The sequence below is a fragment of the Stenotrophomonas sp. SAM-B genome (genome assembly GCF_013387485.1).
In the GTDB taxonomy this organism is placed as follows: Bacteria; Pseudomonadota; Gammaproteobacteria; order Xanthomonadales; family Xanthomonadaceae; genus Stenotrophomonas; species Stenotrophomonas maltophilia_AA.
In genome coordinates this window covers 74,046-99,303 of record NZ_JABBXB010000003.1, presented here as the reverse complement: position 1 = coordinate 99,303, position 25,258 = coordinate 74,046, and the positions used below count along the sequence as shown (strand labels likewise).

General features: G+C 68.6%; 29 protein-coding genes. 18 read left to right on the top strand and 11 right to left on the bottom strand.

Going from position 1 to position 25,258, the window contains the following annotated elements; translation table 11 throughout:
- Positions 1–16: 16 nt before the first annotated feature.
- From HH110_RS08155 to rnfB, 8 genes are all read left to right on the top strand, one after another.
- A complete protein-coding gene (locus HH110_RS08155; RefSeq protein ID WP_070425632.1) occupies positions 17–694 on the top strand; it encodes a DUF502 domain-containing protein in 678 nt (225 codons plus the stop codon).
- Between the two features lie 131 nt (positions 695–825).
- Positions 826–2,742: a DUF885 family protein gene (locus tag HH110_RS08150; protein WP_176989230.1), complete on the top strand. Its 1,917-nt coding sequence runs from the start codon at positions 826–828 to the stop codon at positions 2,740–2,742.
- A 57-nt stretch (positions 2,743–2,799) separates the two neighbouring features.
- Entirely contained in the window at positions 2,800–3,840 is a 1,041-nt protein-coding gene (locus HH110_RS08145) for a serine hydrolase (protein WP_176989517.1), read from the top strand.
- Positions 3,837–4,256 (top strand): VOC family protein, encoded by a 420-nt coding sequence (locus tag HH110_RS08140; protein WP_176989229.1) that lies wholly within the window; start codon positions 3,837–3,839, stop codon positions 4,254–4,256. The genes HH110_RS08145 and HH110_RS08140 overlap by 4 nt, the downstream gene beginning before the upstream one ends.
- 101 nt (positions 4,257–4,357) lie before the next feature.
- Entirely contained in the window at positions 4,358–4,801 is a 444-nt protein-coding gene (locus HH110_RS08135) for a DUF2147 domain-containing protein (protein ID WP_070425636.1), read from the top strand.
- A 97-nt stretch (positions 4,802–4,898) separates the two neighbouring features.
- Positions 4,899–6,977: a methionine--tRNA ligase gene (metG, locus tag HH110_RS08130; RefSeq protein ID WP_176989228.1), complete on the top strand. Its 2,079-nt coding sequence runs from the start codon at positions 4,899–4,901 to the stop codon at positions 6,975–6,977.
- 60 nt (positions 6,978–7,037) lie between these two features.
- Positions 7,038–7,679, top strand: coding sequence for an HAD family hydrolase (locus HH110_RS08125; protein WP_176989227.1), 642 nt, complete (start codon positions 7,038–7,040; stop codon positions 7,677–7,679).
- A gap of 28 nt (positions 7,680–7,707) precedes the next feature.
- Positions 7,708–8,133, top strand: a complete 426-nt coding sequence (gene rnfB, locus HH110_RS08120; protein WP_176989226.1) for an Rnf electron transport complex subunit RnfB — start codon at positions 7,708–7,710, stop codon at positions 8,131–8,133.
- Between the two features lie 43 nt (positions 8,134–8,176).
- Here rnfB and HH110_RS08115 read toward each other — a convergent pair whose 3' ends face one another.
- Complete coding sequence (locus HH110_RS08115) at positions 8,177–8,524, bottom strand: RidA family protein (RefSeq protein WP_019183404.1); 348 nt, start codon at positions 8,522–8,524, stop codon at positions 8,177–8,179.
- A gap of 193 nt (positions 8,525–8,717) precedes the next feature.
- Here HH110_RS08115 and mprF point away from each other — a divergent pair, with 193 nt between their 5' ends.
- Complete coding sequence (mprF, locus tag HH110_RS08110; RefSeq protein ID WP_176989225.1) at positions 8,718–11,282, top strand: bifunctional lysylphosphatidylglycerol flippase/synthetase MprF; 2,565 nt, start codon at positions 8,718–8,720, stop codon at positions 11,280–11,282.
- Between the two features lie 46 nt (positions 11,283–11,328).
- Here mprF and HH110_RS08105 read toward each other — a convergent pair whose 3' ends face one another.
- From HH110_RS08105 to HH110_RS08090, 4 genes are all read right to left on the bottom strand, one after another.
- Positions 11,329–12,675, bottom strand: a complete 1,347-nt coding sequence (locus HH110_RS08105; protein WP_176989224.1) for a virulence factor family protein — start codon at positions 12,673–12,675, stop codon at positions 11,329–11,331.
- A 78-nt stretch (positions 12,676–12,753) separates the two neighbouring features.
- On the bottom strand, positions 12,754–13,401 hold the full coding sequence (locus HH110_RS08100; protein WP_241696479.1) for a DUF998 domain-containing protein: 648 nt from the start codon (positions 13,399–13,401) through the stop codon (positions 12,754–12,756).
- A gap of 14 nt (positions 13,402–13,415) precedes the next feature.
- Positions 13,416–13,595, bottom strand: coding sequence for an oxidoreductase-like domain-containing protein (locus tag HH110_RS08095; protein ID WP_176989223.1), 180 nt, complete (start codon positions 13,593–13,595; stop codon positions 13,416–13,418).
- 47 nt (positions 13,596–13,642) lie between these two features.
- On the bottom strand, positions 13,643–14,248 hold the full coding sequence (locus HH110_RS08090) for a hypothetical protein (protein ID WP_176989222.1): 606 nt from the start codon (positions 14,246–14,248) through the stop codon (positions 13,643–13,645).
- Positions 14,249–14,478: 230 nt separating this feature from the next.
- Between HH110_RS08090 and HH110_RS08085 the strand changes: the two genes are divergently transcribed.
- On the top strand, positions 14,479–15,615 hold the full coding sequence (locus HH110_RS08085) for a tetratricopeptide repeat protein (protein WP_176989221.1): 1,137 nt from the start codon (positions 14,479–14,481) through the stop codon (positions 15,613–15,615).
- Positions 15,616–15,621: 6 nt separating this feature from the next.
- On the opposite strand, the gene HH110_RS08080 is transcribed toward HH110_RS08085, so the two are convergent.
- Positions 15,622–15,957, bottom strand: coding sequence for a zinc ribbon domain-containing protein YjdM (locus tag HH110_RS08080; protein WP_019183411.1), 336 nt, complete (start codon positions 15,955–15,957; stop codon positions 15,622–15,624).
- A gap of 118 nt (positions 15,958–16,075) precedes the next feature.
- On the opposite strand from HH110_RS08080, the gene HH110_RS08075 reads away from it, so the two are divergent.
- From HH110_RS08075 to HH110_RS08065, 3 genes are all read left to right on the top strand, one after another.
- A complete protein-coding gene (locus tag HH110_RS08075; RefSeq protein WP_176989220.1) occupies positions 16,076–17,431 on the top strand; it encodes an Hsp70 family protein in 1,356 nt (451 codons plus the stop codon).
- A 367-nt stretch (positions 17,432–17,798) separates the two neighbouring features.
- Positions 17,799–18,047, top strand: coding sequence for a YkgJ family cysteine cluster protein (locus HH110_RS08070; protein WP_019183414.1), 249 nt, complete (start codon positions 17,799–17,801; stop codon positions 18,045–18,047).
- Between the two features lie 11 nt (positions 18,048–18,058).
- Positions 18,059–18,238 (top strand): hypothetical protein, encoded by a 180-nt coding sequence (locus HH110_RS08065; protein WP_019183415.1) that lies wholly within the window; start codon positions 18,059–18,061, stop codon positions 18,236–18,238.
- 45 nt (positions 18,239–18,283) lie between these two features.
- Here HH110_RS08065 and HH110_RS08060 read toward each other — a convergent pair whose 3' ends face one another.
- Genes HH110_RS08060 through HH110_RS08050 form a run of 3 tightly spaced genes read right to left on the bottom strand, consistent with a single transcriptional unit; the run spans position 18,284 to position 20,276 of the window.
- A complete protein-coding gene (locus tag HH110_RS08060) occupies positions 18,284–19,165 on the bottom strand; it encodes a DUF4097 family beta strand repeat-containing protein (RefSeq protein ID WP_176989219.1) in 882 nt (293 codons plus the stop codon).
- Positions 19,166–19,176: 11 nt separating this feature from the next.
- Positions 19,177–19,695: a hypothetical protein gene (locus tag HH110_RS08055; protein WP_176989218.1), complete on the bottom strand. Its 519-nt coding sequence runs from the start codon at positions 19,693–19,695 to the stop codon at positions 19,177–19,179.
- Positions 19,692–20,276 carry an RNA polymerase sigma factor gene (locus HH110_RS08050; protein ID WP_176989217.1) on the bottom strand — a complete coding sequence of 195 codons (585 nt, stop codon included), beginning with the start codon at positions 20,274–20,276 and terminating at the stop codon, positions 19,692–19,694. Before HH110_RS08050 ends, HH110_RS08055 begins: the two co-directional genes overlap by 4 nt.
- A gap of 135 nt (positions 20,277–20,411) precedes the next feature.
- Here HH110_RS08050 and HH110_RS08045 point away from each other — a divergent pair, with 135 nt between their 5' ends.
- Both HH110_RS08045 and HH110_RS08040 read left to right on the top strand, forming a co-directional pair.
- A complete protein-coding gene (locus HH110_RS08045; RefSeq protein WP_176989216.1) occupies positions 20,412–20,603 on the top strand; it encodes a hypothetical protein in 192 nt (63 codons plus the stop codon).
- A gap of 80 nt (positions 20,604–20,683) precedes the next feature.
- Positions 20,684–21,265, top strand: a complete 582-nt coding sequence (locus HH110_RS08040) for a mechanosensitive ion channel family protein (protein ID WP_176989215.1) — start codon at positions 20,684–20,686, stop codon at positions 21,263–21,265.
- 76 nt (positions 21,266–21,341) lie between these two features.
- Here the strand turns inward: HH110_RS08040 and HH110_RS08035 are convergent, their stop codons facing one another.
- Both HH110_RS08035 and HH110_RS08030 read right to left on the bottom strand, forming a co-directional pair.
- Positions 21,342–21,608 carry a DksA/TraR family C4-type zinc finger protein gene (locus tag HH110_RS08035; protein ID WP_176989214.1) on the bottom strand — a complete coding sequence of 89 codons (267 nt, stop codon included), beginning with the start codon at positions 21,606–21,608 and terminating at the stop codon, positions 21,342–21,344.
- Between the two features lie 109 nt (positions 21,609–21,717).
- Complete coding sequence (locus tag HH110_RS08030; RefSeq protein ID WP_176989213.1) at positions 21,718–22,269, bottom strand: DUF2058 domain-containing protein; 552 nt, start codon at positions 22,267–22,269, stop codon at positions 21,718–21,720.
- 73 nt (positions 22,270–22,342) lie between these two features.
- Between HH110_RS08030 and HH110_RS08025 the strand changes: the two genes are divergently transcribed.
- The 3 genes from HH110_RS08025 to HH110_RS08015 all read left to right on the top strand — a co-directional run bounded on the left by HH110_RS08025 (position 22,343) and on the right by HH110_RS08015 (position 25,258).
- Positions 22,343–22,840 carry a M48 family metallopeptidase gene (locus HH110_RS08025; RefSeq protein ID WP_123730546.1) on the top strand — a complete coding sequence of 166 codons (498 nt, stop codon included), beginning with the start codon at positions 22,343–22,345 and terminating at the stop codon, positions 22,838–22,840.
- 81 nt (positions 22,841–22,921) lie between these two features.
- Positions 22,922–23,632, top strand: coding sequence for an rRNA pseudouridine synthase (locus tag HH110_RS08020; protein ID WP_176989212.1), 711 nt, complete (start codon positions 22,922–22,924; stop codon positions 23,630–23,632).
- A 48-nt stretch (positions 23,633–23,680) separates the two neighbouring features.
- Complete coding sequence (locus HH110_RS08015; RefSeq protein WP_176989211.1) at positions 23,681–25,258, top strand: phospholipase D family protein; 1,578 nt, start codon at positions 23,681–23,683, stop codon at positions 25,256–25,258.

Below are 25,258 nucleotides of genomic sequence, written 5' to 3'. Positions count from 1 at the left end.
CCGCTACAATGCGCGGATGTCGCCCGAAGCCCCCCAACTCGTTCCGCGTCCCTCCCTGCAGCGGCTGTTCCTGACCGGCCTGCTGACCCTGCTGCCGATCTGGCTGACCTGGGTGGTGGTCAAATTCGTGTTCGTGCTGCTCTCGGGCATTTCCAGCCCGCTGGTGGTGCCGCTGTCCGAGCAGATCGCCGCCTCGTTCCCGCATTACCTGGGCTGGATCAAGGTCGAGTGGATGCAGGACATCATCGCCCTGGCCGCCACCCTGCTGGTGATCCTGTCGGTCGGCGTGCTCAGCCGCCGCGTGATCGGCCAGCGCCTGCTGCGCTGGTTCGGTGCGGTGATCAAGCGCATCCCGCTGGCGAGCATCATCTACGACAGCGCCAAGAAGCTGCTGGACATGCTGCAGACCGAACCGGGCAGCACCCAGCGCGTGGTGCTGATCGACTTCCCGCATCGCGACATGAAGTCGGTCGGCCTGGTGACGCGGGTGATGAAGGAAGAAGGCAGCGGCCGCGAGCTGGCCGCTGTATACGTACCCACCACCCCCAATCCGACGTCGGGCTATCTGGAAATCGTGCCGGTCGAGCTGTTGACGCCCACCGACTGGACCGTGGACCAGGCGATGAGTTTCATCATCTCCGGCGGCGCGGTCGCCCCGGAAACCATGCCGTTCACCCGCGCCGGCGATCGCTGATGCCTGCGGCAGCCCTGCGCTGCCGCAGCTGACTGGGCGCCGTACATGACAAAGCTGACCGGGGAGCGATGCTGGCCGTACGCAGGCGAATCGGGCAAGCTCCCGTGTCTGTGCGTTTACGGAAACAGCCGATGCCCCACCCCGCCCGCGCCCTGGCGCTTGCCATCGCCGCATTGATGGCCTTCAGCGCCGCCGCCCCGGCCGAAGCTGCCAAGAAAAAGGCCACCCGGCCCGCCGCGACGCAGTCCCGGCCCGCCGCCAAGCCCAAGGCCAAGCCGCGTGCACGCCCGGCCGCCGCCCCGGCCCGCCAGCCGCTGGTGCGCCAGCAGAGCAAGGCCGCCCAGCTGGACCGCATCTACGACGAATACTGGGATGCCTCGATGCGGCTCAATCCGCTGCAGGCCACCTTCCAGGGCGACAGCCGCCACAACGACCAGCTCTCCAACATCCTTTCGGCCGCCTATCGGCAGCAGTCGCATGACTTCACCGTGGAATGGCTGGGCAAGGTCGAGAAGATCGGTCCGGACGGACTGAGCGGCCAGGACCTGCTCAGCTACGAGATCTTCGTGCGCGACGCGCGCATGTCGCTGGCCGCCGAGCAGTTCCCCGGCTGGATGTTGCCGGTGAGCCAGTACTACAACCTGGGCAGCATCATGGCCATCCTCGGCTCCGGCTCCGGCGCGCAGCCGTTCAACACGGTGCAGGATTACGACGGCTGGTCGCGCCGTTCGCTGGGCATTCCCGCCCTGTTCGAACAGGCCATCGCGAACATGCGCCAGGGCATGGCCGCCGGCGTGGTGCAGCCGCGCGATCTGATGGAAAAAGTGCTGCCGCAGCTGGATGCGGTGATCAAGCCGACCGCCGAAGAGAGCATCTTCTGGGCGCCGGTGCGCAACCTGCCCGAGGATTTCCCGGCGGCCGACAAGGCGCGGATCACCGCCGAGTACAAGCGCATGATCGAGTTCCGCATCATGCCGTCCTACCGCGCCCTGCGCGGTTTCATCGCCACCGAGTACCTGCCCGCCGCGCGCAGCACCGATGGCCTGGCCGGCCTGCCCGGCGGCAAGGCCTGGTATGCGCAGACCATCGTGCAGAGCACCGCCTCCACGCTGACGCCCGAGCAGATCCATGCACTGGCCGAACAGCGCGTGGCCTCGCTGCAGGCGCAGATCGCCACGATCATGAAAGAGAACAGGCTTCGCGGCTCGCAGCAGAAGCTGCTGCGCACCATGCGTACCGACCGCGATTTCCAGTACGCCAACGCCGATGCGCTGATCAACCGGTACAAGCAGCTGCAGAGCCAGGTCAATGCGCGCCTGCCGACCCTGCTCGGCACGCTGCCGAAGGCGCCGATGGAGATCCGCGCGGTCGAGCCCGAGCGCACGGCCACCGCCGGCGCGGTGAGCTACCAGCAGCCGCTGCCGGACGGGATGCGCCCGGGCGTGCTGTACATCAACACCGGCGATCTGCCGAGCCGCCGCCGCTGGTCCGCGCCGATGCAGTTCCTGCATGAGGGCATCCCGGGCCATCACGTGCAGCTGGGCCTGCAGCAGGAACTGGACAAGCTGCCGCGCTTCCGTCGCCTGGGCGGCGACATCGCCTTCGTCGAAGGCTGGGGCCTGTACGCCGAATCGCTGGGCGAGGAACTGGGCGTCTACCGGGATCCGTACGAGCGCATCGGCTACCTGCAGGCCGCGCTGACCCGCGCCGCGCGCATGTCCGCCGACACCGGCGTGCACGCGCAGGGCTGGAGCAAGCGCCAGGCGGTCGATTACCTGGTCAAGACCGCGGACATGAGCGCCGCCGATGCCACCGCCGAAGTCGAGCGCTTCATGGCCCTGCCCGGCCAGACCCTGGCCAACGGGCTGGGCGAGCTGAAGATGATGGAGCTGCGCGACAAGGCCAAGGCGGCGCTGGGGCCGCGTTTCGACGCGCGCCGCTTCCATGAGGAAGTGCTGCGCGACGGCTCGATGCCGCTGGACATCCTGGATGCCAAGATCGCCCGCTGGATCGCCAGCCAGAAGGGTGCGACAACACCTGCGCCCTGACCCCCGAAGGAAACGAGCATGCACATCGTCCGGCATCTGCGTGTGTGGATCAGTGCGATGTGCATCGCCGGGAGCGGTGCTGTCGTGGCAGCGCCGGTGCTGACGCCACCGGACCCGGGCATCGATGCGCTGATGCAGCGCTACGACGGCCAGGTTCCGGGCGCGGCAGTGCTGGTACTGCACGACGGCAAACCGGTGTTCCGTCGCGGCTACGGGTTGGCGGTGCTGGAAGATGGCACCGCGGTGACTGCGCAGACCAATTTCCGCCTGGCCTCGGTCAGCAAGCAGTTCACCGCCGCGGCGATCCTGCTGCTGGCCGAAGATGGCGCGCTGACCCTGGACGATCCCGTGAAACGCTGGCTGCCCTCGCTGCCGGCTGCGGCGGATGCGATCACCCTGCGCCAGCTGCTCAGCCACACCGGCGGCCTGCTCGATTACGAAGACCTGATGGCCGCCGACGCGACCGCGCAGGTGCATGACCAGGATGTCCTGCATCTACTGGAAGGCCAGGATCGAACGTACTTCGCCCCGGGCACGACCTACCGCTACAGCAACAGCGGTTACGCGCTGCTGGCGCTGGTGGTCGGCAAGGCCTCCGGCACCGATTTCGCCCGCTTCCTGCGCCAGCGCATCTTCCTGCCGCTCGGCATGCACGACAGCGTCGCCCACCAGGACGGCGTGTACGATATCGCGCGCCGCGCCTACGGTTACAGCGAGCAAGACGGGCGCTGGCAGCGCACCGACCAGAGCCCGACCAGTGCGGTGCTCGGCGATGGCGGCGTGTATGCGTCGCTGGATGACCTGGCCCGCTGGGACGCGGCGCTCTATGACCAGCGCCTGCTGAAGGCGACATCGTTGAAGCAGATGTTCTCGCCTGCCACGCGCACCGCCGAGCCGGACGTGCCGTTCTACGGTTTCGGCTGGCGTCTCAACGGTGGCGCGCAGTGGCACAGCGGCGAGAGCATCGGCTTCCGCAACGTGATCCTGCGCTATCCGGCGCAGCGCCTCACGGTGATCGTGCTCAGCAACCGCAACGCCCCCGAACCCTATCCGCTGGCGCTGCAGATCGCCCGGCGCTGGCTGGACACCCTGCAATGAACGATACGCACACTTCTCTCTTGTTCGGCGTGCACCACGTGGCGTTGATCGCCGCGGACTACGCACGCTCGAAGGCGTTCTACACGCGCGTGCTCGGGCTGCGGGTCATCGCCGAGAACTACCGGCAGGCGCGCGACTCCTGGAAGCTCGACCTGGCCCTGCCCGACGGCAGCCAGCTGGAGCTGTTCTCCTTCCCGGGCGCACCGCCCCGCCCCAGCCGCCCGGAGGCGCAGGGCCTGCGCCACCTGGCCTTCCGCGTGCACGCGCTGGAACCGATGATCGAGCGGCTGACCGCGGCCGGCGTGGCCTGCGAGCCGATCCGGGTGGACGAGTACACCGGCCGCCGGTTCACCTTCTTCGCCGACCCGGACGACCTGCCGCTGGAGCTGTACGAGATCCCGGCCGACGCCGGCTGAACCGTGCGCCGGGCACGTTCCGTACCGGAGCGAATGGGTATACAGTCGGCCCTGTACCGGCCGCCTGCGCCGGCGTTCACGGACATCCCTGGGAGGGGAACATGCGCAAGACTTTCAAGACCCTGTTGCTGGCGCTGCCGCTGATGATGGCCGCGATGTCGGCCAGCGCCGCCGACGGCGCCGTCGGCCGCTGGAAGACCATCGACGACAAGACAGGCAAGGTGAAGTCGATCGTGGAGATCACCCAGGCCACCAACGGCACCCTGACCGGCAAGGTCGTGGACATCCTGCACTCCGACAAGGGCCCCAATCCGGTCTGCGACGGCTGCGAGGGCGCCAACAAGAACAAGCCGGTCAAGGGCATGACCATCCTGTGGAACCTGAAGGCCGATGGCGCCAACGCCTGGTCCGGCGGCACCATCCTGGATCCGGGCAACGGCAAGACCTACAAGTCCAAGATGAAGCTGCAGACCGGCGGCGCCAAGCTGGACGTGTCCGGCTGCGTGGCCTTCATCTGCCGCGCCCAGACCTGGGTCCGCGAGTAAGCCCGGCGCGGGTTCCAGCCCCCGTAACCCGGCTTCGGCCGGGTTACTGCGTTTTGGCGTGCGATAATCCCCGGTTCCCCTGGCAACAGCGCCCATCATGACCCGCACCGCTCTCGTCACCACCGCCCTGCCCTACGCCAACGGCCCGCTGCACCTGGGCCACCTGGTCGGCTACATCCAGGCTGACATCTGGGTGCGCGCGCGTCGAATGAGCGGCGGCAAGACCTGGTTCGTCTGCGCCGATGACACCCATGGCACCCCGATCATGCTCGCGGCCGAAAAGGCCGGCGTGACCCCGGAGGCCTTCATCGCCAACATCCAGGCCAGCCATGAGCGCGATTTCGCCGCGTTCGGCGTTGCGTTCGACCACTACGACTCCACCAACTCGGCGGCCAACAAGGCGCTGACCGAAGCCTTCTACCTCAAGCTCGAGGCCGAAGGCCACATCGCGCGCCGCTCCGTGGCCCAGTTCTATGACCCGGCCAAAGGCATGTTCCTGCCGGATCGCTACATCAAGGGCATCTGCCCGAACTGCGGCACCCCGGACCAGTACGGCGACAACTGCGAAGTGTGTGGTGCCACCTATAGTCCTACCGACCTGAAGGACCCGAAATCGGTGATCTCCGGCGCCACGCCGGAAATCCGCGATTCGGAGCATTTCTTCTTCGAGGTCGGCCGCTTCGAAGGCTTCCTGCGCGAGTGGCTGGCCGGCGACGTCGCCCTGCCCGGCGTCAAGGCCAAGCTGGGTGAGTGGCTCAACGCCGAAGGCGGCCTCCGCGCGTGGGACATTTCGCGCGATGCGCCGTACTTCGGCTTCCAGATTCCGGGCCACCCGGGCAAGTACTTCTACGTCTGGCTCGACGCGCCGATCGGTTACCTGTCCAGCTTCCAGGCCCTGTGCGCGAAGACCGGCGAAGACTTCGACGCGCACCTGCGCGCCGGCACCAGCACCGAGCTGCACCACTTCATCGGCAAGGACATCGTGAACTTCCACGGTCTGTTCTGGCCGGCGGTGCTGCATGGCACCGGCCACCGTGCGCCGACCCGCCTGCACGTCAACGGCTACCTGACCGTGGACGGCGCCAAGATGTCCAAGTCGCGCGGCACCTTCGTGATGGCCCGCACCTACCTGGATGAAGGGCTCGAACCGGAAGCGCTGCGCTATTACTTCGCGGCCAAGTCCTCCGGCGGCGTGGACGATCTCGACCTCAACCTGGGCGACTTCATCGCGCGCGTCAACGCGGACCTGGTCGGCAAGTTCGTCAACCTGGCCAGCCGCTGCGCCGGCTTCATCAGCAAGCGCTTCGAAGGTCGCCTGGCCGCTGCGCTGCCCGATGCGGCCCAGTACGACCGCTTCGTCGCCGCGCTGGCGCCGATCCGCGAGGCGTACGAGCGCAACGATCCGGCCAGCGCGCTGCGCCAGACCATGGCACTGGCCGACGAGGCCAACCGCTACATCGACGATGAAAAGCCGTGGGTGATCGCCAAGCAGGAGGGCGCGGACGCGCAGCTGCAGTCGGTCTGTACCCAGGGCCTGAACCTGTTCCGCGTGCTGGTCACCGCGCTCAAGCCGGTGCTGCCGGCCACCGCCGCGCAGGCAGAGGCCTTCCTGGCCGCGCCGGTGCACGCCTGGACCGACATCGCCGCCCCGCTGACCGCGCACACCATCGCGGTGTACGAGCCCCTGTTCACCCGTATCGACCCGAAAAAAATCGACGCCATGACCGACGCTTCCAAGGACACCCTGCAGGCCGCCATCCCGGCCCCCGCCGCCCCGGCCAAACCGGCCAAGCCCGCTGCCGCACCGGCGCCGGTCGCTGCGGCCGATGGCGAGGCCGCACCGGCCTACATCGGCATCGACGACTTCGCCAAGCTGGATCTGCGCATCGGCAAGGTGCTGGTCTGCGAGTTCGTGGAAGGCTCGGACAAGCTGCTGCGCTTCGAACTCGATGCCGGTGACCTGGGCAAGCGCCAGATCTTCTCCGGCATCCGCGCCAGCTACGGCGAGCCGGAACAGCTGGTCGGCCGCAGCGTGGTGTTCATCGCCAACCTGGCCCCGCGCAAGATGCGCTTCGGCCTGAGCGAAGGCATGATCCTGTCGGCCGGTTTCGACGGTGGCGCGCTCGCCCTGCTGGACGCCGACAGCGCCGCGCTGCCGGGCATGCCGATCCGCTGACCGCGGCGGCAGGGCGGCCACGCGGTCGCCCTGCCACGCTCTTCTGCCTGGAGGTGTGGGTTGGAACTGGCGCTGTTCGATTTCGACCACACGGTCACCACCTGCGATACCTACGGCCGCTTCCTGCGCCGTGTGGCCACCCCCGAACAGCTTGCACGGGCCTGGTGGAAAGTGGGTCCGTGGCTGCTGGCCTACCGCCTCAAGCTGATCTCGGCCAAGCGCCTGCGCGCGCGCGTCACCCGCCTGACCTTCACCGACCGCCATGTCGAGGACATCACCGCGCAGGCCGCGGGCTATGCGCGTGACGTGCTGCCCGAGGTGATGCGGCCGGAGATGCTCGACCAGATCCACTGGCACCTCACGCAGCAGCACACCGTGGTGATCGTGTCCGGCTCGCTGGACCTGTATCTGCGGCCGTGGTGCGAGGCGCTGGGGCTGGACCTGATCTGCAACCGGCTGGAAAGCCGCGACGGACGCCTCACCGGGCGCTACGCCGAGGGCGACTGCGGGCCGCGCAAGGTGGAGCACATCCGCCGGCGTTACGACCTCGCGCGCTACCTGCGCATCCACGCCTACGGCGACAGCCGCGAAGACCGCCCCATGCTCGCGCTCGCCCACGAGCCCTGGTATCGCGGCAAGCCCATCAAGTCCCGTCGGGCGGAACCGGCGAGCACGCCCACTGCCCGGCACAGCCGGGCCTGATGCCCCACCGCGCAGCCACCGCCACGCCATGAGCCCCACCATCGACACCTTGACCGAACGCCTCGATCGACTGTTGCCGCAGACCCAATGCGGGCAATGCGGCTACGACGGCTGCCGCCCGTATGCCGAGGCCATGGCGCGTGGCGCGGCGGGCATCGATCACTGCCCGCCCGGCGGCGATGCGGGCGCGCGCGCGCTGGCGGATGTGCTGGGCGTGCCGGCGGTGCCATTCGACCGCTCGCGCGGCGAACACAAGGCACCGCAGGTCGCGGTGGTGATCGAAGCGGACTGCATCGGATGCACCAAATGCATCCAGGCCTGCCCGGTCGATGCGATCGTCGGCGGTGCCAAGTACATGCACACCGTCATCGCCGATCTGTGCACCGGCTGCGAGCTCTGCATCCCGCCGTGTCCGGTGGACTGCATCGACCTGGTCAGCGCGCGCCGGCCGTAACGCGGGGCGCTGGACGCCTCGCGACGGCCGCGGGAGGGTGCGGTTACGGCAGGGCCGCCGTCACCACGATCTCGACTTTCCAGCTCGGATCGGCCAGCTTGGCTTCCACCGTGGCGCGTGCCGGGGTCATGCCTGCCACCACCCACTCATCCCACGCGGCATTCATGCCGGCGAAATCGCCGATGTCGGCGAGGAAAATCTCCGCACGCAGGATGTGCTGCTTGTCGCTGGCCACCAGCGCCAGCAGCTTGTCGATTTCTTCCAGCACCTGACGGGTCTGGCCGGTGATGTCCTGGCTGGTGTCTTCGGGGATCTGCCCGGAGAGATAGGCGACCTTGTTGTGCACGGTCATTTCGGACATGCGCGGGCCGACATCGAAACGTTCCAACATGGCAATTACTCCTCTGGATGAAACCGCATTGTCACCGATGCGGCGCGCGCCTGCCGGATGCTGCGCGCAAAGCGGCCACAGCATGCACAGCGCACCCGCTTGGCAAGCGTCGGCATCAGGCGCACGATTTGCCGGCCAGGCGGCCACGCCTGCGTTGACTCCTTCATCGCCCACCCCGGAGCACGCTGTACCGATGACCGACACCGCCGCTGCTCCAACCCCGGCCCGCGCCCCCTGGCGCCGCGCCGCCACCGTCGTCATCCCGCTGGTGATCCTGGCCCTGGCCCTGCGCGGCCTGGCCAACGAATTCGACGCGCACGGCTACCGCGCGATCCGCGAGGCCTTCCACCATCTCGGCGCCGGACAGATCGCGCTGACCGTGCTGCTCGGGCTGGCCAGCTATGCGTGCCTGATCGGCTTCGATGCGATCGGCCTGCGCCGCAGCGGCAAGCGCCTGCATCCGGCACGAGTCGGCATCACCGCGTTCCTCGCGCATACGCTGGGGCAGACGCTGGGCTTTGCCGCGCTCACCGGGGGGGCGGTACGCCTGCGCGGCTATGGCCGTGCCGGCCTGAGCCTGGGCGAGATCGGCCAGGTCGTGTTGATGAGCACCCTGGGCTTCGTGTTCGGCGCGTGGCTGCTGCTGGCGCTGGCCTTCGTGCTTGAACCGGGCGCGGCGGCGCTGGCCCTGCCGATCCCGGTGCAGGCGGTGCGCGCGATCGGCATTGCGGGCCTGCTCGCGTATGCGGGCACGGTGCTGCTGGTCGGCCGCGAGGGCCGCAGTTTCCAGATCCGCGGGCACGCGCTGTGGCTGCCCGACCGGCGCACCATGCTGGGCGTCACCGCGCTGAGCGTGGTCGAGCTGGTGCTGGCCAGCGCGGCCTTCTATGTGCTGCTGCCGATGGATACCCCGACCGGTCTGCCCGGTTTCGTCGGGCTGTATCTGGTGGCGGTGCTGGCCGGCCTGATCTCCAGCGTGCCGGCCGGCCTGGGCGTGTTCGAGTGGAGCCTGCTCAAGCTGCTGCCGCAGGTGGCCCCGGCCGCGGTGCTGGCCGCCGCGCTGATCTACCGTGTCACCTATTACGTGCTGCCGCTGTTGCTGGCCACGGTGCTGGCGGTCGCGCCGGCGCTGCGCCGCCCGCTGCGCGCCGGTGCCGGGGCGACCCGGGTCGGCTGGACCGCGCTGCGCCCGTGGCTGCCCCAGATCATCGCGCTGGCGGTGTTCAGCGTCGGCGCCGCGCTGGTGATCGACGGCACCCTGCCCACGTCGCGCCGGCACCTGGTCACCGCCTCGCTGCCGATCCTGGAGACCTCGCACCTGCTGGGCAGTCTGGCGGGTGTCGCGCTGCTGCTGATCGGCCAGGGCCTGCAGCGACGCAGCCATGCCGCGTGGATGCTCGCACTCGGCATCTGTGTGCTCTCCCCCTTGCCGATCTGGCTGCGCGGTGGGCAGGTACTGATCGCGCTGTCGGCGCTGCTGGTGGCCGCGGCGCTGTGGGCCTCGCGCCGCGAGTTCTACCGCCAGGGTGCGCTGCTGGATGAAGCCTGGTCATGGCCGTGGATCCGCAACCTCGGGCTGGTCCTGGTCGCCGTGATCTGGCTGCTGTTCTTCGTCTACAGCCACGTGGAATACCAGAACGAGCTGTGGTGGCAGTTCGCGCTGCAGGGCAACGCGCCACGTGCGTTGCGTGCGTTGCTGCTGGTGGCGATCGCGCTGACCATCTTCGGCCTGGCGCGGTTGCTGCACAGCACGCGCAGTCCGCTGCCAGCCGCCGATGCGTCCACGCTGGACGCGCTCGCCCCGATCCTGGCCGCCGCCGAGGACACCCAGGCCTGCCTGGTGCTCACCGCGGACAAGGCGGTGCTGCGTGATGATTCGCAGCGCGGCTTCGTGATGATGCAGCGCTACGGCGGTTCGCTGATCGCGATGGGCGATCCGGTCGGCCCACCGGAGGTGGTGCGCGCGCTGATCTGGCGCTTCCGCGAGGAGGCCGACCGGCTGGGCCTGCGCCCGGTGTTCTACCAGGTCGGTGAAGCGCACTGGCAGACCTACCTCGACCTCGGCCTGACCCTGGTCAAGCTCGGTGAAGAGGCGATGGTGCCGCTGCAGGACTTCACGCTGGAAGGCCGCGATCGCGCCGATCTGCGCCAGGCCTGGAACCGCGGCAAGCGCGGTGGCTTGAGCTTCCGGGTTGCGACGCCCGAGGACGTACCAGCATTGCTGCCGGCATTGTCGGTGGTCTCCCAGCAGTGGCTGGACGACAAGGCCGGCGATGAAAAGGGCTTCTCGCTGGGCAGCTTCGATGCGGCCTACCTGTCACGCTTCCCGGTGGCGCTGGTCGAGGCCGAGGGCCGTATCGTGGCCTTCGCCAATCTGTGGCAGGCGCCGGCCGGGAACGAACTGTCGGTCGACCTGATGCGGCATGTCGATGACGCGCCCAAGGGGACCATGGATTTCCTGTTCATCGAGCTGTTCCTGTGGGGGCGCCAACAGGGCTTCCACCGGTTCTCGCTGGGCATGGCGCCGCTGTCCGGGCTCGCCCAGCATCGCCTGGCCGGGCGCTGGAACCGCTTCGCCAATGTGGTGGCGCGGCACGGTGAGCGCTTCTATGGCTTCAGCGGGCTGCGTCGCTTCAAGTCGAAGTTCGCGCCGGTCTGGCGGGCCCGCTATCTGGCCGCGCCAGGCGGCGTGCACCTGCCTGCCGCCCTGCTCGATGCAACCCGGCTGATCTCGTTGGACCCGCGCCGGCACGATTGATCGCGTGCCGGCACGCAGCGTCGGTGCTGGCCGCTGGCGCTGGCGCTCAACGCGCGGGCAGGTGCTGCACGATGGTGTCCGCGAGACGATCGTAATCGCCCTTGAAATGGTGATCGCCGGGCAGCGCGATGATCTGCGCGTTGCCACCGGGCGGGAGCGACGGGCAGAGCGCGTCCCCATCGTCCTGGCCGTACACGCACAGCGTCCTGCCGGCCGGCAGCCGGGCCACCTCCGGCGCGATCGGCAGGCCATCGCCGCCGCCGCCGAGCCAGTTGCTGACATGGAATTCGTAGTCCGCGGTCTTGCCGACCGACAACAGCGCAATCATCGACACCGACTCCCGCGTGGCCGGTGACAGCTGATTGATCGCCGCCGGCAGTACATCGGCCCCCTGCGAGAAACCGACCAGCACCACGTTGCGGCGCTGCCACTGGCGGCTGTAGTGATTGGCGATGCGCTCCAGGTCGCGCGCGAAGCCTTCGGGGGTGCGTGCGGTCCAGAAGTAGCGCAGCGAGTCCACGCCGACCACCGGCACCCCGGCCTCGCTCAACGAGGCGGCCACCTCTTTGTCCAGGCCTGCCCAGCCGCCGTCGCCGGAGACGAAGATGGCGAAGGTATCGCCGGCCTTGCTCGAGGGCACGTCGACCACCGGCAGGCCCTTGAGATCATCCGGCGGCGGCGCCAGGCTGACGCCCTTCTGCGCCCCGATCACCTTTGCCGCGGCCAGCAGGCCGGGCAACGCGTCGCCCCGTGCGGTGCGCTCGAACTGGCGCCCCATGCCGACCCTGCGCACGAACGCGGCCGACTCGCCGGCCGGGCAATGCACATCGCCGGCCGCGTTCAACCACGGGAAATTCAGTTCGGCCGGCTGCAGGCGGCCATGGCTGCTGCCGGCACCGCAGACCTTGCGCTCGCGTACCCCCGATGGGCAGAAGCCGGTGGTGAGCAGCCCGGCGAACACCTGGGTGTCGGCCTGGGCGGCCACGGCATAGGCCAGCGCGGCGCCCTCGCCATCGCCGCCGATCAGCGGCAGGTGGTAGCCCGGGACGTGCAGGTAGGCCTGGAACCAGCGCGAGAAATTCTCCACGTCACCGGCCCCGAATGCGCAGTCACCGCTCTTCTCGCGGGCCAGCACCTGGCGCAGATGCGCGACATCGATCTGGGCGACCAGGGCGCCCTCGGCACGCAGTGCATCGATGCGCTGTTGGCTGTCGGCATGGCCGGCGGTGCCGTCGAACCACACCACCACCCGTTGCGGACGACCGTCCGGCAGGTACACCGGCACGTTCTCGAAACGCCCGTGACTGAGCTGCTGCGGCGGCGCGGCCAGCGCCTGTCCGGACATCCCCGCCAGCACCACACCCAGCATCATCCCCCAACCGGCTCGCCGCATCGTCGCGCATCCCATGACTAGTGCGCCAACGATACGCCCCTGCCCTGCCAAGGGCATGTACACAGCGTGGCCGGACGCTCAGCGCGCGTCGCGGCGTGCCTGCCGCCACAGCTGCCAGGCCACCGACACCAGCCAGACCAGCACCACTGCGATCACCAGCTTCTGACCGGCGCCGCGCGGCGGCCCGCGCCAGAGCACGTGGAGCCACAACAGCACGAAGCACAGCCAGGCCCACCACCACGCCGGACCGGCCCAGTCGCGCCAGCGGGGGTCGGCGCGCAGGTACCAGCTCTGCAGCAGCATCGCCACGCTCACGCACAGGAAGGCGGTATTCGCCGACACCCCGTGCACCAGCGGTGCCAGCAGGGGCGCGCGCCCGGGCAACCAGCTGTCGCCGATCGCCACCCCCATCAGCCCCAGCGCGGCGACCGAGAACAGCAGCGGTGCGGCCGCACTGCGGCGCGGTGAACGGCTGTTGGCATGCAGGGACAGGGCCAGCAGCATGATCGCCAGCGCCAGGACACAGTAGGCGCTGCGCAACGCCAGCCCCCACGGCCCGTGCAGGTACAGGCTCAGCGTGGCCTGCACCCAGTCCAGGTCATCCCGTGCCCATTGCGTCCACAGCGCGGTGGCGATGAACAGTCCCAAGGCCAGCAGCGTGGCCAGGGCGACCCGTCCGTGATGCGTCGGCGGCCAGCGGGAGGAGCGTGGCAGGGGAAGCGACATCGCAGCACCTTTGCTCAGTCGGTGGCCTCGGGGTGGCGCTGTTTCCACGCCGCCAGCGCAGCGCGGTAGCGCTGCAGCTCATCGCTGTACAGATCCAGCACGCACAGCGGGCAGCCGCTGCCGCAGCACTCGTTGGGGCCGGGTTCTTCCGGCGGCTGCGGACGCGGATCGGAATCTGGAACGGACACGGACATGGCCACACACGGAGGGAAAACAGCGCGCACAGTGTAGCGGGCGTGGTTCAGCGCTCAACCCGGCGACGGAGATTGTCGCGCGCCGCCGCATCCAGGCGCTGGTGGAAGAAGTCGCTCAGGAAGATGCGCGGCTGGCCCAGCACCTGCTTCAGGAAGCGTCGTCGATTCAGCCGGAACAGGAAGCCCGGCACGTGGCCGGCGTATTCCTCCGCGATGCCCCGGTCGTAGGCATCGAACACCGCCGCCGGCGCACCCAGAATGGCCATGTCGCAGTCCAGGAACAGCGCGGCCTCGGGGTCCACATCGCCAGGCGCGAGTCTGCTGTGGCGCGCGGTCAGTTCGATCAGCTCGACCACGCGCGCCGCATCGATCCCGGCATCCGGCAACCAGCGCGCGATGGCCTCGCGCGCCATGTCCGCCGAGCGCGCTTCGTTGTCGCCACGGCCCGCGTCGTAGATGGCGTCGTGGTAGAGCGCAGCCAGCTGCACCTCGCGCGGACGGCTCCAGCCCGGCCCGGCCTCGGCGACCGTGCGGCAGTGCTGCAGGACGGCCTGCACGTGCGACCAGTTGTGGTACGCCCGCGGCGGCACGGCGTAGGCGGTTTCCAGCGCGGCGAGCTGCCCGGCAGGGAGGGGGATCGGTTCAAAGTGCATGCCGCCATGATTGGCCGTCGCGGCGGCGCTGGCAAGCCGGACGGTGTTTTTTTGACCACCTTCACAGACCCGTTGCCGCGCAGTGGCTGCGCACGGTTATCCACATGTTTGTCGACCGCTGGTCCACATCCTCTGTGGATGGTGCGGACAGCCGATGAACGGCACGCCGCCCTCCGACAACGCGCCTAGACTGGGCCCGACGGACCCCAGCGCCCCGCGAGGTGACGGCGATGACCGCATGCAGAGTAGTGATCCTGTGGATGGCCCTGGCCGCCGCGCCGGTCTGGGCGGCCGACACCACGCCGCCGTCCATCGCCGCCGAACCGGGCACTACCGCCCTGCCCACGCCGGCGCAGATTCTGGACGTGCCGGCCCCGCTGCTGGCCCTGCTGCACGAGCGGGTCATCGATCCCGGTTACTCGCGCGAGCGCCGCCTGCAGCGTCTGGTCGAGATGATCTTCGACGCGCAGGGACTGCACCTGGCCTACGACGCCGATGCAACCCACACGATCGGCGAGACATGGCAGACCCGGCGCGCCAACTGCCTGTCGTTCACCCTGCTGTTCGTCACCCTGGCCAACCTCGCCGGCATCGACGCGCATGTGCAGGAGGTGGCCCAGGTGGTGAGCTGGTACCAGGCCTCCGGGGTGATCTACAGCGTTGGCCACGTCAATGCCGGCATCGTGCTGGACGGGCGCAGCGGCACCGTCGATCTGGACCACAACGTGCTGTATGACCGCTACGGGCCGCAGAAGATCAACCGGCAGCGGGCACTGGCCCATTTCTACAACAACCGGGGGGCCGACCGGATGGCCGCCGGGGATTCCGCCGGCGCGCGCGCCAACTTCCAGGCCGCGCTGCGCATGGCGCCGGACTTCGTGGGGAGCTGGAACAATCTCGGCGTGCTCGATGCGCGCATTGGCGACACCGCCCAGGCCCGCAGGGACTATGAAACCGCCCTGCGGCTGCAGCCACGGCACGGTGCCAGCCTGAGCAACGCCAGCGCGCTCTACCGTCGGCTGGGCGATACCCGGGAGGCCGAGCGGCTGGACGACCGTCTGGCCCGGGTGCAGCGCAACGACCCCTTCGCGCAGTACATCCTCGGGGCACGGGCGGAACAGCGGCGCGATTATGCAGGGGCCGTCCGCTTCTACCGCCGCGCGGTGCGCCTGTATGACACGGCCCACCCGTTCCACTTCGCCCTGGCCCGCGCCTACTTCCTGGCCGGCAACCCGAACCGCGCCTCGCAGGAGATGCAGCGCGCGCGTGACCTGGCCGCGGAAAACGGCGATGCGCTCCAATCCCGCTACCAGGCCAAGCTGGACAGCCTGCAGCGCTGGCGCCAGCGGGGCGCCCACGCCGACTGAGGCCGATCAGGCCTTCTTGAGGAAGCAGGTCTTCAGGACCAGCCCCTTGATCTTTTCCGAGTTGCCTTCGATGTGCTCGGCATCGTCCTCGACCAGACGGATGTTGCGGATCACGGTGCCCTGCTTGAGCGGGATCGAGGAGCCCTTCACCTTCAGGTCCTTGATCACGGTGACGGTGTCGCCGGCGGCCAGCACGTTGCCGTTGCTGTCGCGTACCACCAGGGCCTCGCCGCCGCCATCACCGGCCGCCCACTCGTGGCCGCAGTCCGCGCAGATGAACAGCGCGCCATCGGCATAGGTGTTTTCCAGGGTGCACTGCGGGCAGGCGGGAATGGCGGACATCGACAGCTCTTCGGTAACGAAACGGCCGCCATTGTAACCGCCCGTTACCCCCTGCCCTTGCGTCGGCGGTCCCGTTGCCGCAAAGTGCGCGCCCCCTGACCACCGGCCCGGCCCGCGCATGAAACTCGGCATCGACTTTGGCACCAGCAACTCCGCCGCCGCCGTGGTGATCGACGGCAAGGTCGTGCCGATCCAGTTCGGCCAGGCCGAACAGTTCCGCACCACCGTGTATTTCCCCGAGGTGATGCGCGACCCGAACGACTTCGAACTGACCCCGGCGCTGGAGCACGATCTGGCCCGGCTGGTCGATGCGGCCGCGCGCGATGCCCGCGCCGCCGGCCAGGAGCGCACGCCCGATGCACTGCGCCGCGAGGCCCTGCGCGTGGTGCGCCGGCAGTGGATGGAAGAGCAGATGCGCGCCCCGCTCAGCTCCACCACCCTGCTGCAGAACGCGGTCTACGGCGACGACGCGCTGGAAGCCTACTTCGAAGAGAACGAAGGCAACCTGGTGCAGAGCCCCAAGTCGATGCTCGGCTACAACCTGCACCCGCGCGCGCGCCAGACCATCGCCGGCATCGCCACGCACATCCTCGAGCACATCCGCCTGACCGCCTCGCGCCAGCTGGACACCCCCATCCGCACCGCCACGCTGGGCCGCCCGGTGCAGTTCCGCAGCTCGATCGGCGAGGCCGGCAACGCACAGGCGCTGGACATCCTGCATGGCGCGGCGATCGCGGCCGGCTTCGACAGCATCGACTTCCTCGAAGAGCCGGCGGCCGCCGCGATGCATTACCACGCCGAGAGCCCGCAGGAGCACGACGCCGTGGTGGTGGACATCGGCGGCGGTACCACCGACGTCGCGCATGCCCGCGTCGGCGGTGGCCAGGCCCCGACCATCCACCGCGCCTGGGGCATCGCCCGCGGCGGTACCGATATCGACCTGGCCCTCAGCCTGGGCGGCTACATGCCGCTGTTCGGCCGCGGCATCACCCGGGTGCCGGCCCACCATTACGTGGAAGCGGCGATGGTCCAGGACATGACCCGCCAGCGCGATTTCCGCCAGCACACCTACCGCGACGTGGATGCGCCGTTCGGTCCGCGCCTGACCGCCCTGCAGGACACCGGCAATACCGCGCGCCTGTACCGCGAAGTCGAGCGCTGCAAGATCGCCCTGAGCAGCGTGACCCGCCATGACAGTGCGCTGGACTTCATCGAGCGTGGCCTGCAGGTGCAGATCGACGCCGCGCGGCTGGAAACCGCCGCCGGCGGCTACCTCGGCGAGCTGACCGCCCTGCTGGAGCAGGTGCGCAGCGATATCGGCCACGACCCGGCCGCCGTGTTCCTGACCGGCGGCATGTCGCGCGCCGGCTATCTGCAGCAGGCGGTAGCCAACGCCTTCCCGGGCTCGACCCTGGTCCGCGGCAATCCGTCCTTCGGTGTAGTCCACGGGCTGGCACTGGCCGCCGCCCACTGACCCCGCTGTTGCGCCAGGCCTTGTCCCACAAGGCCTGAAGAGGCGTGAAAGGCCTTATTAACAAAACGTTACGCCGAAAGCGCTATCATCTTTCGGCTTCAAAGCGCAATGCGCTTGATGCACCCAGCATCGTCTTCCGGGCCTGACTGGCCACCGTCCTCTTCGATACTGCCACCGTCGGCCTGTCCGCGGTGCCGGGATCGCTCATCGCTGTGATCCGGCTCGTTCACAGCATGCTTCACCCCGAGCCGCCAAAGAGACACTCAGATTGGGCGAACGCCTGGCTGCACTCCTTACATCGTCCGAGCCCGACCCCATCGACTGCCGTCGTTGCGATGCGGTGTGTTGCCGGCTCACCGTCACCGTGATGCCCGACGACAACGTGCCCGGCTATCTGCTGGACACCGATGCGCGTGGCGGCACGGTGATGGCACGCAACGAAGAAGGCTGGTGCGCCGCGATCGACCCCTATCACCTGCGCTGCACGATCTACTCGCAGCGACCCGCGATCTGCCGCCAGTTCGACATGGGCGGCGATGATTGCCGCCTCGTGCGGCAGGACTACCGTCGACAACAGCAGGATCTGTCGACGTTTTCTTCCACGCTTCATCCATAGCAGGAGCATCCATGGCTCGTACGCCAAAGACCTCCCCCAAGGCAAGCAACACCGTTCGCGTTGACCGCAAGCAAGGGTCCAATTCCGCCGTCAGCAGCCAGAGCATCGCTGCGGATCTGGCTGCCTTCCGCAAGGGTGGCGGCAAGATCGAAGTGCTGGGCAATACCCTGGCACTGAAAAAAGCCGGCTGACATTGCTGCCGACCGCACCGGCATCGGCCGGTGCGGTGGCCGCACTCAGCGGCCCAGGCTGACCCGCACGCTCCCGGAATGGGCGTTGATCGAAATATCCCCATCGCCCGAGCCAAGACGCGCATCCAGGCTGCTGCCCGGGCCATAGCGCGGCTTCTCCACCTGCCCGGCATCGGACTGGATCCCGCCACTGAACGTCTTGACGTTCAACTGCGCCGATACGTTCACCGGCAGCTTCAGCGCGACCGAACCGCTGACCGTCTGCATCGTCACCTTGCCGCCCGGCGCCATGCCGGTCGCGCTCACGTCCAGGCTGCCCGAGACGGTTTCCACCGCCAGCCGCTGGATCCGCCCGGCATTGACATTGACCCGGCCGGAGACCGATTCGGCCGCCACTTCCCCCGATGCCCCACCGCCGGCCAGCAGCTGGCCGCTGACCGTGCGCGCATCCAGCCGTGCGGTCTGCAGCTGCGAACGGATGCTGCCGCTGACCGTGTTCAACGTGGTCTCGCCACTGCGCCCGGCCGCGGTGATGCTGCCGCTGACACTGTTGGCCTGCAGGCGGCGTACGTCGATGTCGGCCACGTCGATGTCCGCGCTGATGGTGCCCAGCTGCACTTCCACCGAACGCGGCACGCGCAGCTCCAGGGTCGCCCCGCCGTTGCTGCGCCCGCGCGGATACTCCACTTCCCAGCGCACGCGGTTGCTGCTCTTGTCCTGCTTGAGGGTGAGCCCGTCGGCCAATGAGCCGGTCAGCGCCACGTCACTGCGATCCCAGCCACGGACAGTGACCTTGCCGGAGATGTTGCTGATTTCCACGCGCCCGCCAGCGCCCAGGGGATGGCGCTCGTTGATGCTGGTAGCGGCCTGGGCGACCAGCGGCAGGCACAGGGCGAGCGCGGCGATCAGGGACAGAGGAATACGCATGGGGTTCTCCTTCAGGTGGGCAGGCCGGTGGACAACACCGCCTGCTGGGTCAGTTCCAGCCGCAGCGCATAGGTACGCTGCAGTTGCCCGAGCAGATAGCGCGAGCGGGGATTTTCAGCGATGGCCGCACGGATGTTGTCCGCACTGGCGTCGAGTTCGTGCAGGGCCGGGCGCCATTCCTCGGTGACCTCGGCATTGGGCAGGGCCGCGATGGCCTGCTGGTACTCGCCGGCCATCGCATCGGCCTGGCGCTGCAGCAGCGACGGTGCCGGCGTATGCGGGACCGGGGTCGGCACCACCATCAGCACCGCCAGCGCGGCCGCCAGGCCGAGCCCGATGCGCAGCGGCCAGCGCCGACGCCGGTGACGCGTTGACAACGTGGGCACGGTCGCCGCCGGGGACGGGGCCGCGCTCTGGGCCGGCAGTTGGGCGGCGATGGCCTGCCACACCCGCGCCGGCGGGACGCGCTCGGTCGGCAGGGCATGCAGGTGTGCAGTCAGCTCGTCGTGATCGGAATCATGGGGGTTCATGCGGTTTCTCCTAGGCGCGCACGCAGCAGGCCGCGCGCACGGTGCAACTGTGCTTTGGAACTGCCGACGGCCATCTGCAGCTGGTCAGCGATTTCCTGGTGTTTCCACCCTTCGATGTCATGCAGGACCAGGACCGCCCGGGCCCGTGGCGGCAACGTTTCCAGCGCCCGCTCCAGGTCCATCGAGGTGCCGGCGCAGCGGTCCTGGGCCGGCAGCATCGCCAGTGACTCCCAGCCCTCCTCGCCGGCATCGCGTGCATCGCCGGTGGCGTTGGCACGCAGCTCCATCAGCGCGGCGTTGACGCCCAAGCGGTGCAGCCAGGTGCCCAGGCTGCTTTCGAAACGGAAGCCCGGCAGCGCGCGCCATGCCTGCAGGAAGGCCTCCTGCAGGGCATCCTCGGCGCGGGCCGAATGGCCGCCACACAGGCGCCACAGCACGGCGTACACCCGCGGCGAATGCCGCCGGTAGATGCGCTCGTACGCCGCGACGTCACCGGCCGCCGCGGCACGCACCAGGGCGTGGTCATCGGCGGCATCGGCCTCGGTCGGGGCGCTGGAAGTGGGCATGGTCGTGTCGAGCATATCCGTTGGATGCGGGGGGCATGGAAAAGGTTTAAGCCGCCGGTGGATTTCTTTTTCTGCGCGGCCTTTAAACCTTTCCGGTGGCAGCGGCATCCAATCCCTTGTCACTACCGGCGCTCGCCAAGGAGTATCCCCATGTCATCCAGTTGCCTGGCCGTGCTGCTCTCACTGGCCACCGGCTGCACGCTGCCGTGGAGCCCGCTGCAGATCCGGGTCACGCTGGCGCCCGAGGCGCCGGATGTCTGTGTGCAGTACGCACAGAATGCGCCGTTGTGCGCTTCCACCATGATCGCTGCGTTCGACGTGTACGGCAGGCCCGTGCAGTAAGCGGGCACCACGATGCGCTGACGCGCATCGGCATTACCATGGCGGGATCGGCACTATCGCTGCAAAGGAATTCCGCCCCCATGAAAGACCATCTGCCCGCCTGGACCCACGACTGGCTGCAATACGGTGTCCCTGCCCTGCAGATCCTGGTGACCGTGCTGGTGGCCTGGCTGCTGCGCCTGATCGCGCGCAGGCTGATCCGCCGCCTCGGTGAGCATTACACCCTGCCGCCGGAAATGGTGATGGGCGCGCGCCGCATCAGCAGCTTCGTGATCAATTTCGGTGCGGTGCTGATCGTGCTGAGCATCGTCGGCGCATCGGCCTCGGTGCTGTGGACTGCCTTCACCGGTTTCGCCGCCGTCGGCGCGGTGGCGTTCTTCGCCGCGTGGAGCGTGCTGTCCAACATCTTCTGCACGTTGCTGATCTTCACCACACGTCCGTTCCGCCTGCACGACTACATCGAGCTGCTGGAGAACGGCGAGAAGCCCGGGCTCAAGGGCCGGGTGATCGACATCAACCTGATCTACACCACGCTGCAGGAAACCGGCAACGGCCATGAAGGCACGGTGCTGCAGATGCCGAACAACATGTTCTTCCAGCGCACGGTACGCCGGTGGCGGGATCCGTCGCAGGCACCCGGCGGGATCCAGGGGGACGGTTGAGGGAGCGTGCCACGCCGGTTTTAGATACCGACCGTTGGTCGGTATGCGTTATTGCGTGCCGACCAACGGTCGGCACCTACCGAAGCTGGCTGTCCTTGCTGCCGCGCCGGTTGTAGCCGCTGCCTTCGTGCTGGGCGGCGTCTTCTTCTTCCTGGCAGCGCACGCACAGGCGAACGCCGGGGACGGCCTTGCGCCGCGCCTCGGGAATGGGTGCCTCGCACTGTTCGCAGTGGGTCAGCCCGGGGCCGTCGCGCAGTTGTGCGCGCGCCCGCTGGATGGCGTCATCGACGGTGGCGTCGATCTGATCCTGGACCGCGCCGTCGCCTGCCCAACCTGTCGCCATGATGTATCTCCCATGCCGGTGTCAGGTCTCCAGCATAGACCCGGGCCCCGGTGCCCAGCCGACGTAGGGCTGAACGCGCGCGGCACCGGGTGAACGCTTCAGGCGAGGCTTACCAGACCAGGTCGTCCGGCACCTGGAACTGGGCGTAGTACGCATCGTCCTCGGCGTTGCCGGTGCTCGGTTCGCTGCCGGGCTGGCTGTTGTCGAGCACGATCACGCTGGCATCGCGCTCGCGGACCTTCTCGGCGGCGGCGCGCGGCAGCAGTTCGAAGCCGTCGCCGTGGCGGGCGATCACCAGGCTGCCCGAGGCCAGCTGGCGGCGCAGCACGTTGTTGACCAGCAGGGTGCGGATCAGCGTGCCGTCGTTGAAGCGGTACTCGCTCTCGCCGTCCCGCTTGACCTTGTGCGCCTCGATGATCTGGCGGACCTGGGCCTGCAGTTCCTGGGCGTGGGCCTTGGCCTTGCGGTCGGCTTCCAGCGCGCGATCGCGCTCGGCCTTCTCCGCGCGCAGGCGTTCGGCCTCGCGCTGGCTCTCGCTGGGCGCGACCGGGGCCTTGCCGTGGCGGGCTTTCACCTGTTCACGGGCGGCTTGGGAGACCTGGGATTTCTTGACCAGCCCAGCCTTGAGCAGCTGCTCCTGCAGGGGATTTGCCTTCGCCATACGCCTAGCATCTGTTGTTGCGGGATTCCGGAGCCCATCATACTGGTCTGCCCGCCCCGCCCCAACCGCCTGCATGACTGCCCTGAAGTACCTCGCCGGCTATCCCGACGCCCTGCAGCAGCAGGTGCGCGAGCTGATCGCGGGCGACCGGCTGGGGCCGTGGCTGGAACGCCGCTACGCCGAGCTGCACACGGTGCGCAACGACCGCCAGCTGTACGACTACACCCAGGGCCTGAAAGAGCGCTACCTGCGCCAGTCCGCGCCCCTGTCCAAGGTGATCTACGACAGCAGGCTCCAGGTCCTCAAACACGCACTGGGCACCCACACCACGGTCTCGCGGGTCCAGGGCAGCCGGCTCAAGGCCAGCCGCGAAATCCGCATCGCCACCGTCTTCCGCGAGGCCCCGGCCCCGTTCCTGAAGATGATCGTGGTGCATGAACTGGCCCACCTGAAGGAATCGGACCACAACAAGGCCTTCTACCAGTTGTGCACCCACATGGAAGCGGATTACCACCAGCTCGAGTTCGACCTGCGCCTGTACCTGACCCACCTGGAACGCACGCCGGGCTGAGCCGCGGCGGCTGTCATCGCGCAGCGCCGGGCCCCAGCCAGTACACTCCCCGCCCGCTTCCCGTTTTATGTTGCCTGCCCGATGACCGACCCGATCCGACTCGACAAACGCCTGACCAGCCTGATCGGCTGCTCCCGTGGCGACGCCCAGCGCTATATCGAGGGCGGCTGGGTGACCGTCAACGGCCAGGTCGTCGAACAACCGCAGACGATGGTCACCGACGAGACGATCGTGCTGCGCGAGAACGCCGAAGCGACCCGTACCGAAACCGTGAGCATGCTGCTGCACAAGCCGGCCGGCATGCGCTCGGACGAACTGTGCGCGCTGGTCACCCCGGAGAGCCGCAGCGACCTCGATGCCACCGGCGTGACCCTGCTGCAGCGGCATTTCCACGCCCTGCAGCTGGTGATGCCGCTGTCCGACGACGAGAGCGGCCTCGTGGTCGTCAGCCAGGACGGACGCGTGATCTCGCACCTGAAGGATCGCGGTGCGACGCTGGAGCAGGAATATCTGGTCGAAGTCAGTGGCGAGCTGGCGCCCTACGGCATGAAGCGGCTCGCGCACGGCCTGAGCTTCCGCAGCTGGCCGTTGCCACCGTGCAAGGTGAGCTGGCAGAACGAAACCCGCCTGCGCTTTGCGATCAAGCCGGTGCATCCGGGCCAGCTGCGCGACATGTGCGCCCAGGTCGGGCTGGAGGTCATCAGCATCCGCCGCCTGCGCATCGGCCGCGTGGCGATGGGCAAGCTGGTGCCGGGCCAGTGGCGTTACCTGGCGCCGGACGAGCGCTTCTAAACCGCGCCAGCACTCGCCCTGCACGCCCCTGCCGCTTACGATCGGGGCATGACCGAGAAAAAACCGCTCTGGCGCCGGCTGCTGCGCTGGCTGGGAATCGTTGTCGCCCTGCTGATCCTGCTGGTGCTCAGCGGCCTGCTGCTGGCCGATCACCTGACCCCGCAGGCCGTGGGCGAGCATTCCACGGTGCTGCCCACGCAGGCCGACCAGACCGCGATCGATCGAGAGCTGGTCCGCCTGCAGGCCGAACACCCCGGCCAGAGCGGCGTCGCCTTCCTGTCCGATGGACTGGACGCCTACGCCGCGCGCGCGGTGATCACCCAGCACGCCGGCCGCAGCCTGGACCTGCAGTACTACATCTGGCACGACGACCTGATCGGCCACCTCATGGCCAACGAGCTGTACCGCGCGGCCGAGCGCGGCGTGCGCGTGCGGATCCTGCTCGACGACATGAACGCGCAGGACAAGGACGCGCTGATGATGGCGCTCGATGCACATCCCAACATCGAGATCCGCCTGTACAACCCGTTCCGCAACCGCAGCGGGCTCTGGCGCCTGGTCGAGATGGTGCAGCGCGTTTTCAGCGTCAACCACCGCATGCACAACAAGTCATGGATCGCCGACGGACGCGTGGCGATCGTCGGCGGCCGCAACATCGGCGAGGAATATTTCAGCGCCCGCCCCGACGTGAACTTCCGCGACCTGGACCTGCTGGTGGCCGGCGAGGCGGTGCAGCAGGCCAACACGATCTTCGACGACTACTGGAACAGCGACACCGCGGTGCCGATCCGCGCCCTGGCGTTCTACACCGAACCGCAGCTGCGCCTGCTGATCCGCGAAAGCGAACACGAAGCGCGGCTGGACAGTGCCAAGCCGTACCTGGCGCGCGTGGCCCGTTCGCAGGCGGAGCGCTCCTATTACCGCGATGCGCTCGACCTGCACTGGACGCCCACCGTGGAGATCGCCTCGGATCCGCCGATGAAGCATCGCCGCGACGATCAGGCCGGCTGGCTGGTGACGCGCCTGGTCGAGGAACTGGAAAGCGCACAGCACAAGGCGCTGCTGATCTCGCCCTATTTCGTGCCCGGCGAGGACGGCACCGAAGGGCTGGGCGCGATGGTCGCGCGCGGTGCCCAGGTCGGGGTGATCACCAACTCACTGGCCGCCAATGACGTGGCCGCCGTGCACAGTGGCTACATGCACTACCGGGCGCCGCTGCTGCGCAGTGGCGTGCAGCTGTACGAGCTCAAATCGCGCGGCAACGTCGATGGCGGCGGCCTGTTCGGCAGCAGCGGCGCCAGCCTGCACACCAAGGCCTTCATGGTCGATGACCGGCGGGGCTTCGTGGGCTCGTTCAACCTCGACCCGCGTTCGGCCTATCTCAACACCGAGATGGGCGTGCTGTTCGACGACCCCGTGCTGGCCGGGCAGCTGCGCCAGGAGTACCTGCGCCTGGCCAGCCCGAGCCAGAGCTACTGGGTGGCGCTGGGGCCGGAAGGTGACGTCCGCTGGCTGGAACGCGATGCCCAGCCACCGCAGTGGCTGTATACCGAACCGGATACCGGGTTCTGGTTGCGCGCCAGCGCGCGTGCGATCAGCTGGCTGCCGCTGGAATCCCAGCTGTAG

What these genes read in the sequence shown, in the direction of transcription:
- HH110_RS08155 (WP_070425632.1), top strand. Translation starts at nt 17, where the DNA reads ATGTCGCCCGAAGCCCCCCAACTCGTTCCGCGTCCCTCCCTGCAGCGG.
- HH110_RS08150 (WP_176989230.1), top strand. Translation starts at nt 826, where the DNA reads ATGCCCCACCCCGCCCGCGCCCTGGCGCTTGCCATCGCCGCATTGATG.
- HH110_RS08145 (WP_176989517.1), top strand. Translation starts at nt 2,800, where the DNA reads ATGTGCATCGCCGGGAGCGGTGCTGTCGTGGCAGCGCCGGTGCTGACG.
- HH110_RS08140 (WP_176989229.1), top strand. Translation starts at nt 3,837, where the DNA reads ATGAACGATACGCACACTTCTCTCTTGTTCGGCGTGCACCACGTGGCG.
- HH110_RS08135 (WP_070425636.1), top strand. Translation starts at nt 4,358, where the DNA reads ATGCGCAAGACTTTCAAGACCCTGTTGCTGGCGCTGCCGCTGATGATG.
- metG (WP_176989228.1), top strand. Translation starts at nt 4,899, where the DNA reads ATGACCCGCACCGCTCTCGTCACCACCGCCCTGCCCTACGCCAACGGC.
- rnfB (WP_176989226.1), top strand. Translation starts at nt 7,708, where the DNA reads ATGAGCCCCACCATCGACACCTTGACCGAACGCCTCGATCGACTGTTG.
- HH110_RS08115 (WP_019183404.1), bottom strand. Translation starts at nt 8,524, where the DNA reads ATGTTGGAACGTTTCGATGTCGGCCCGCGCATGTCCGAAATGACCGTG.
- mprF (WP_176989225.1), top strand. Translation starts at nt 8,718, where the DNA reads ATGACCGACACCGCCGCTGCTCCAACCCCGGCCCGCGCCCCCTGGCGC.
- HH110_RS08105 (WP_176989224.1), bottom strand. Translation starts at nt 12,675, where the DNA reads ATGCGGCGAGCCGGTTGGGGGATGATGCTGGGTGTGGTGCTGGCGGGG.
- HH110_RS08100 (WP_241696479.1), bottom strand. Translation starts at nt 13,401, where the DNA reads ATGTCGCTTCCCCTGCCACGCTCCTCCCGCTGGCCGCCGACGCATCAC.
- HH110_RS08095 (WP_176989223.1), bottom strand. Translation starts at nt 13,595, where the DNA reads ATGTCCGTGTCCGTTCCAGATTCCGATCCGCGTCCGCAGCCGCCGGAA.
- HH110_RS08090 (WP_176989222.1), bottom strand. Translation starts at nt 14,248, where the DNA reads ATGCACTTTGAACCGATCCCCCTCCCTGCCGGGCAGCTCGCCGCGCTG.
- HH110_RS08085 (WP_176989221.1), top strand. Translation starts at nt 14,479, where the DNA reads ATGACCGCATGCAGAGTAGTGATCCTGTGGATGGCCCTGGCCGCCGCG.
- HH110_RS08080 (WP_019183411.1), bottom strand. Translation starts at nt 15,957, where the DNA reads ATGTCCGCCATTCCCGCCTGCCCGCAGTGCACCCTGGAAAACACCTAT.
- HH110_RS08075 (WP_176989220.1), top strand. Translation starts at nt 16,076, where the DNA reads ATGAAACTCGGCATCGACTTTGGCACCAGCAACTCCGCCGCCGCCGTG.
- HH110_RS08070 (WP_019183414.1), top strand. Translation starts at nt 17,799, where the DNA reads ATGCCCGACGACAACGTGCCCGGCTATCTGCTGGACACCGATGCGCGT.
- HH110_RS08065 (WP_019183415.1), top strand. Translation starts at nt 18,059, where the DNA reads ATGGCTCGTACGCCAAAGACCTCCCCCAAGGCAAGCAACACCGTTCGC.
- HH110_RS08060 (WP_176989219.1), bottom strand. Translation starts at nt 19,165, where the DNA reads ATGCGTATTCCTCTGTCCCTGATCGCCGCGCTCGCCCTGTGCCTGCCG.
- HH110_RS08055 (WP_176989218.1), bottom strand. Translation starts at nt 19,695, where the DNA reads ATGAACCCCCATGATTCCGATCACGACGAGCTGACTGCACACCTGCAT.
- HH110_RS08050 (WP_176989217.1), bottom strand. Translation starts at nt 20,276, where the DNA reads ATGCTCGACACGACCATGCCCACTTCCAGCGCCCCGACCGAGGCCGAT.
- HH110_RS08045 (WP_176989216.1), top strand. Translation starts at nt 20,412, where the DNA reads ATGTCATCCAGTTGCCTGGCCGTGCTGCTCTCACTGGCCACCGGCTGC.
- HH110_RS08040 (WP_176989215.1), top strand. Translation starts at nt 20,684, where the DNA reads ATGAAAGACCATCTGCCCGCCTGGACCCACGACTGGCTGCAATACGGT.
- HH110_RS08035 (WP_176989214.1), bottom strand. Translation starts at nt 21,608, where the DNA reads ATGGCGACAGGTTGGGCAGGCGACGGCGCGGTCCAGGATCAGATCGAC.
- HH110_RS08030 (WP_176989213.1), bottom strand. Translation starts at nt 22,269, where the DNA reads ATGGCGAAGGCAAATCCCCTGCAGGAGCAGCTGCTCAAGGCTGGGCTG.
- HH110_RS08025 (WP_123730546.1), top strand. Translation starts at nt 22,343, where the DNA reads ATGACTGCCCTGAAGTACCTCGCCGGCTATCCCGACGCCCTGCAGCAG.
- HH110_RS08020 (WP_176989212.1), top strand. Translation starts at nt 22,922, where the DNA reads ATGACCGACCCGATCCGACTCGACAAACGCCTGACCAGCCTGATCGGC.
- HH110_RS08015 (WP_176989211.1), top strand. Translation starts at nt 23,681, where the DNA reads ATGACCGAGAAAAAACCGCTCTGGCGCCGGCTGCTGCGCTGGCTGGGA.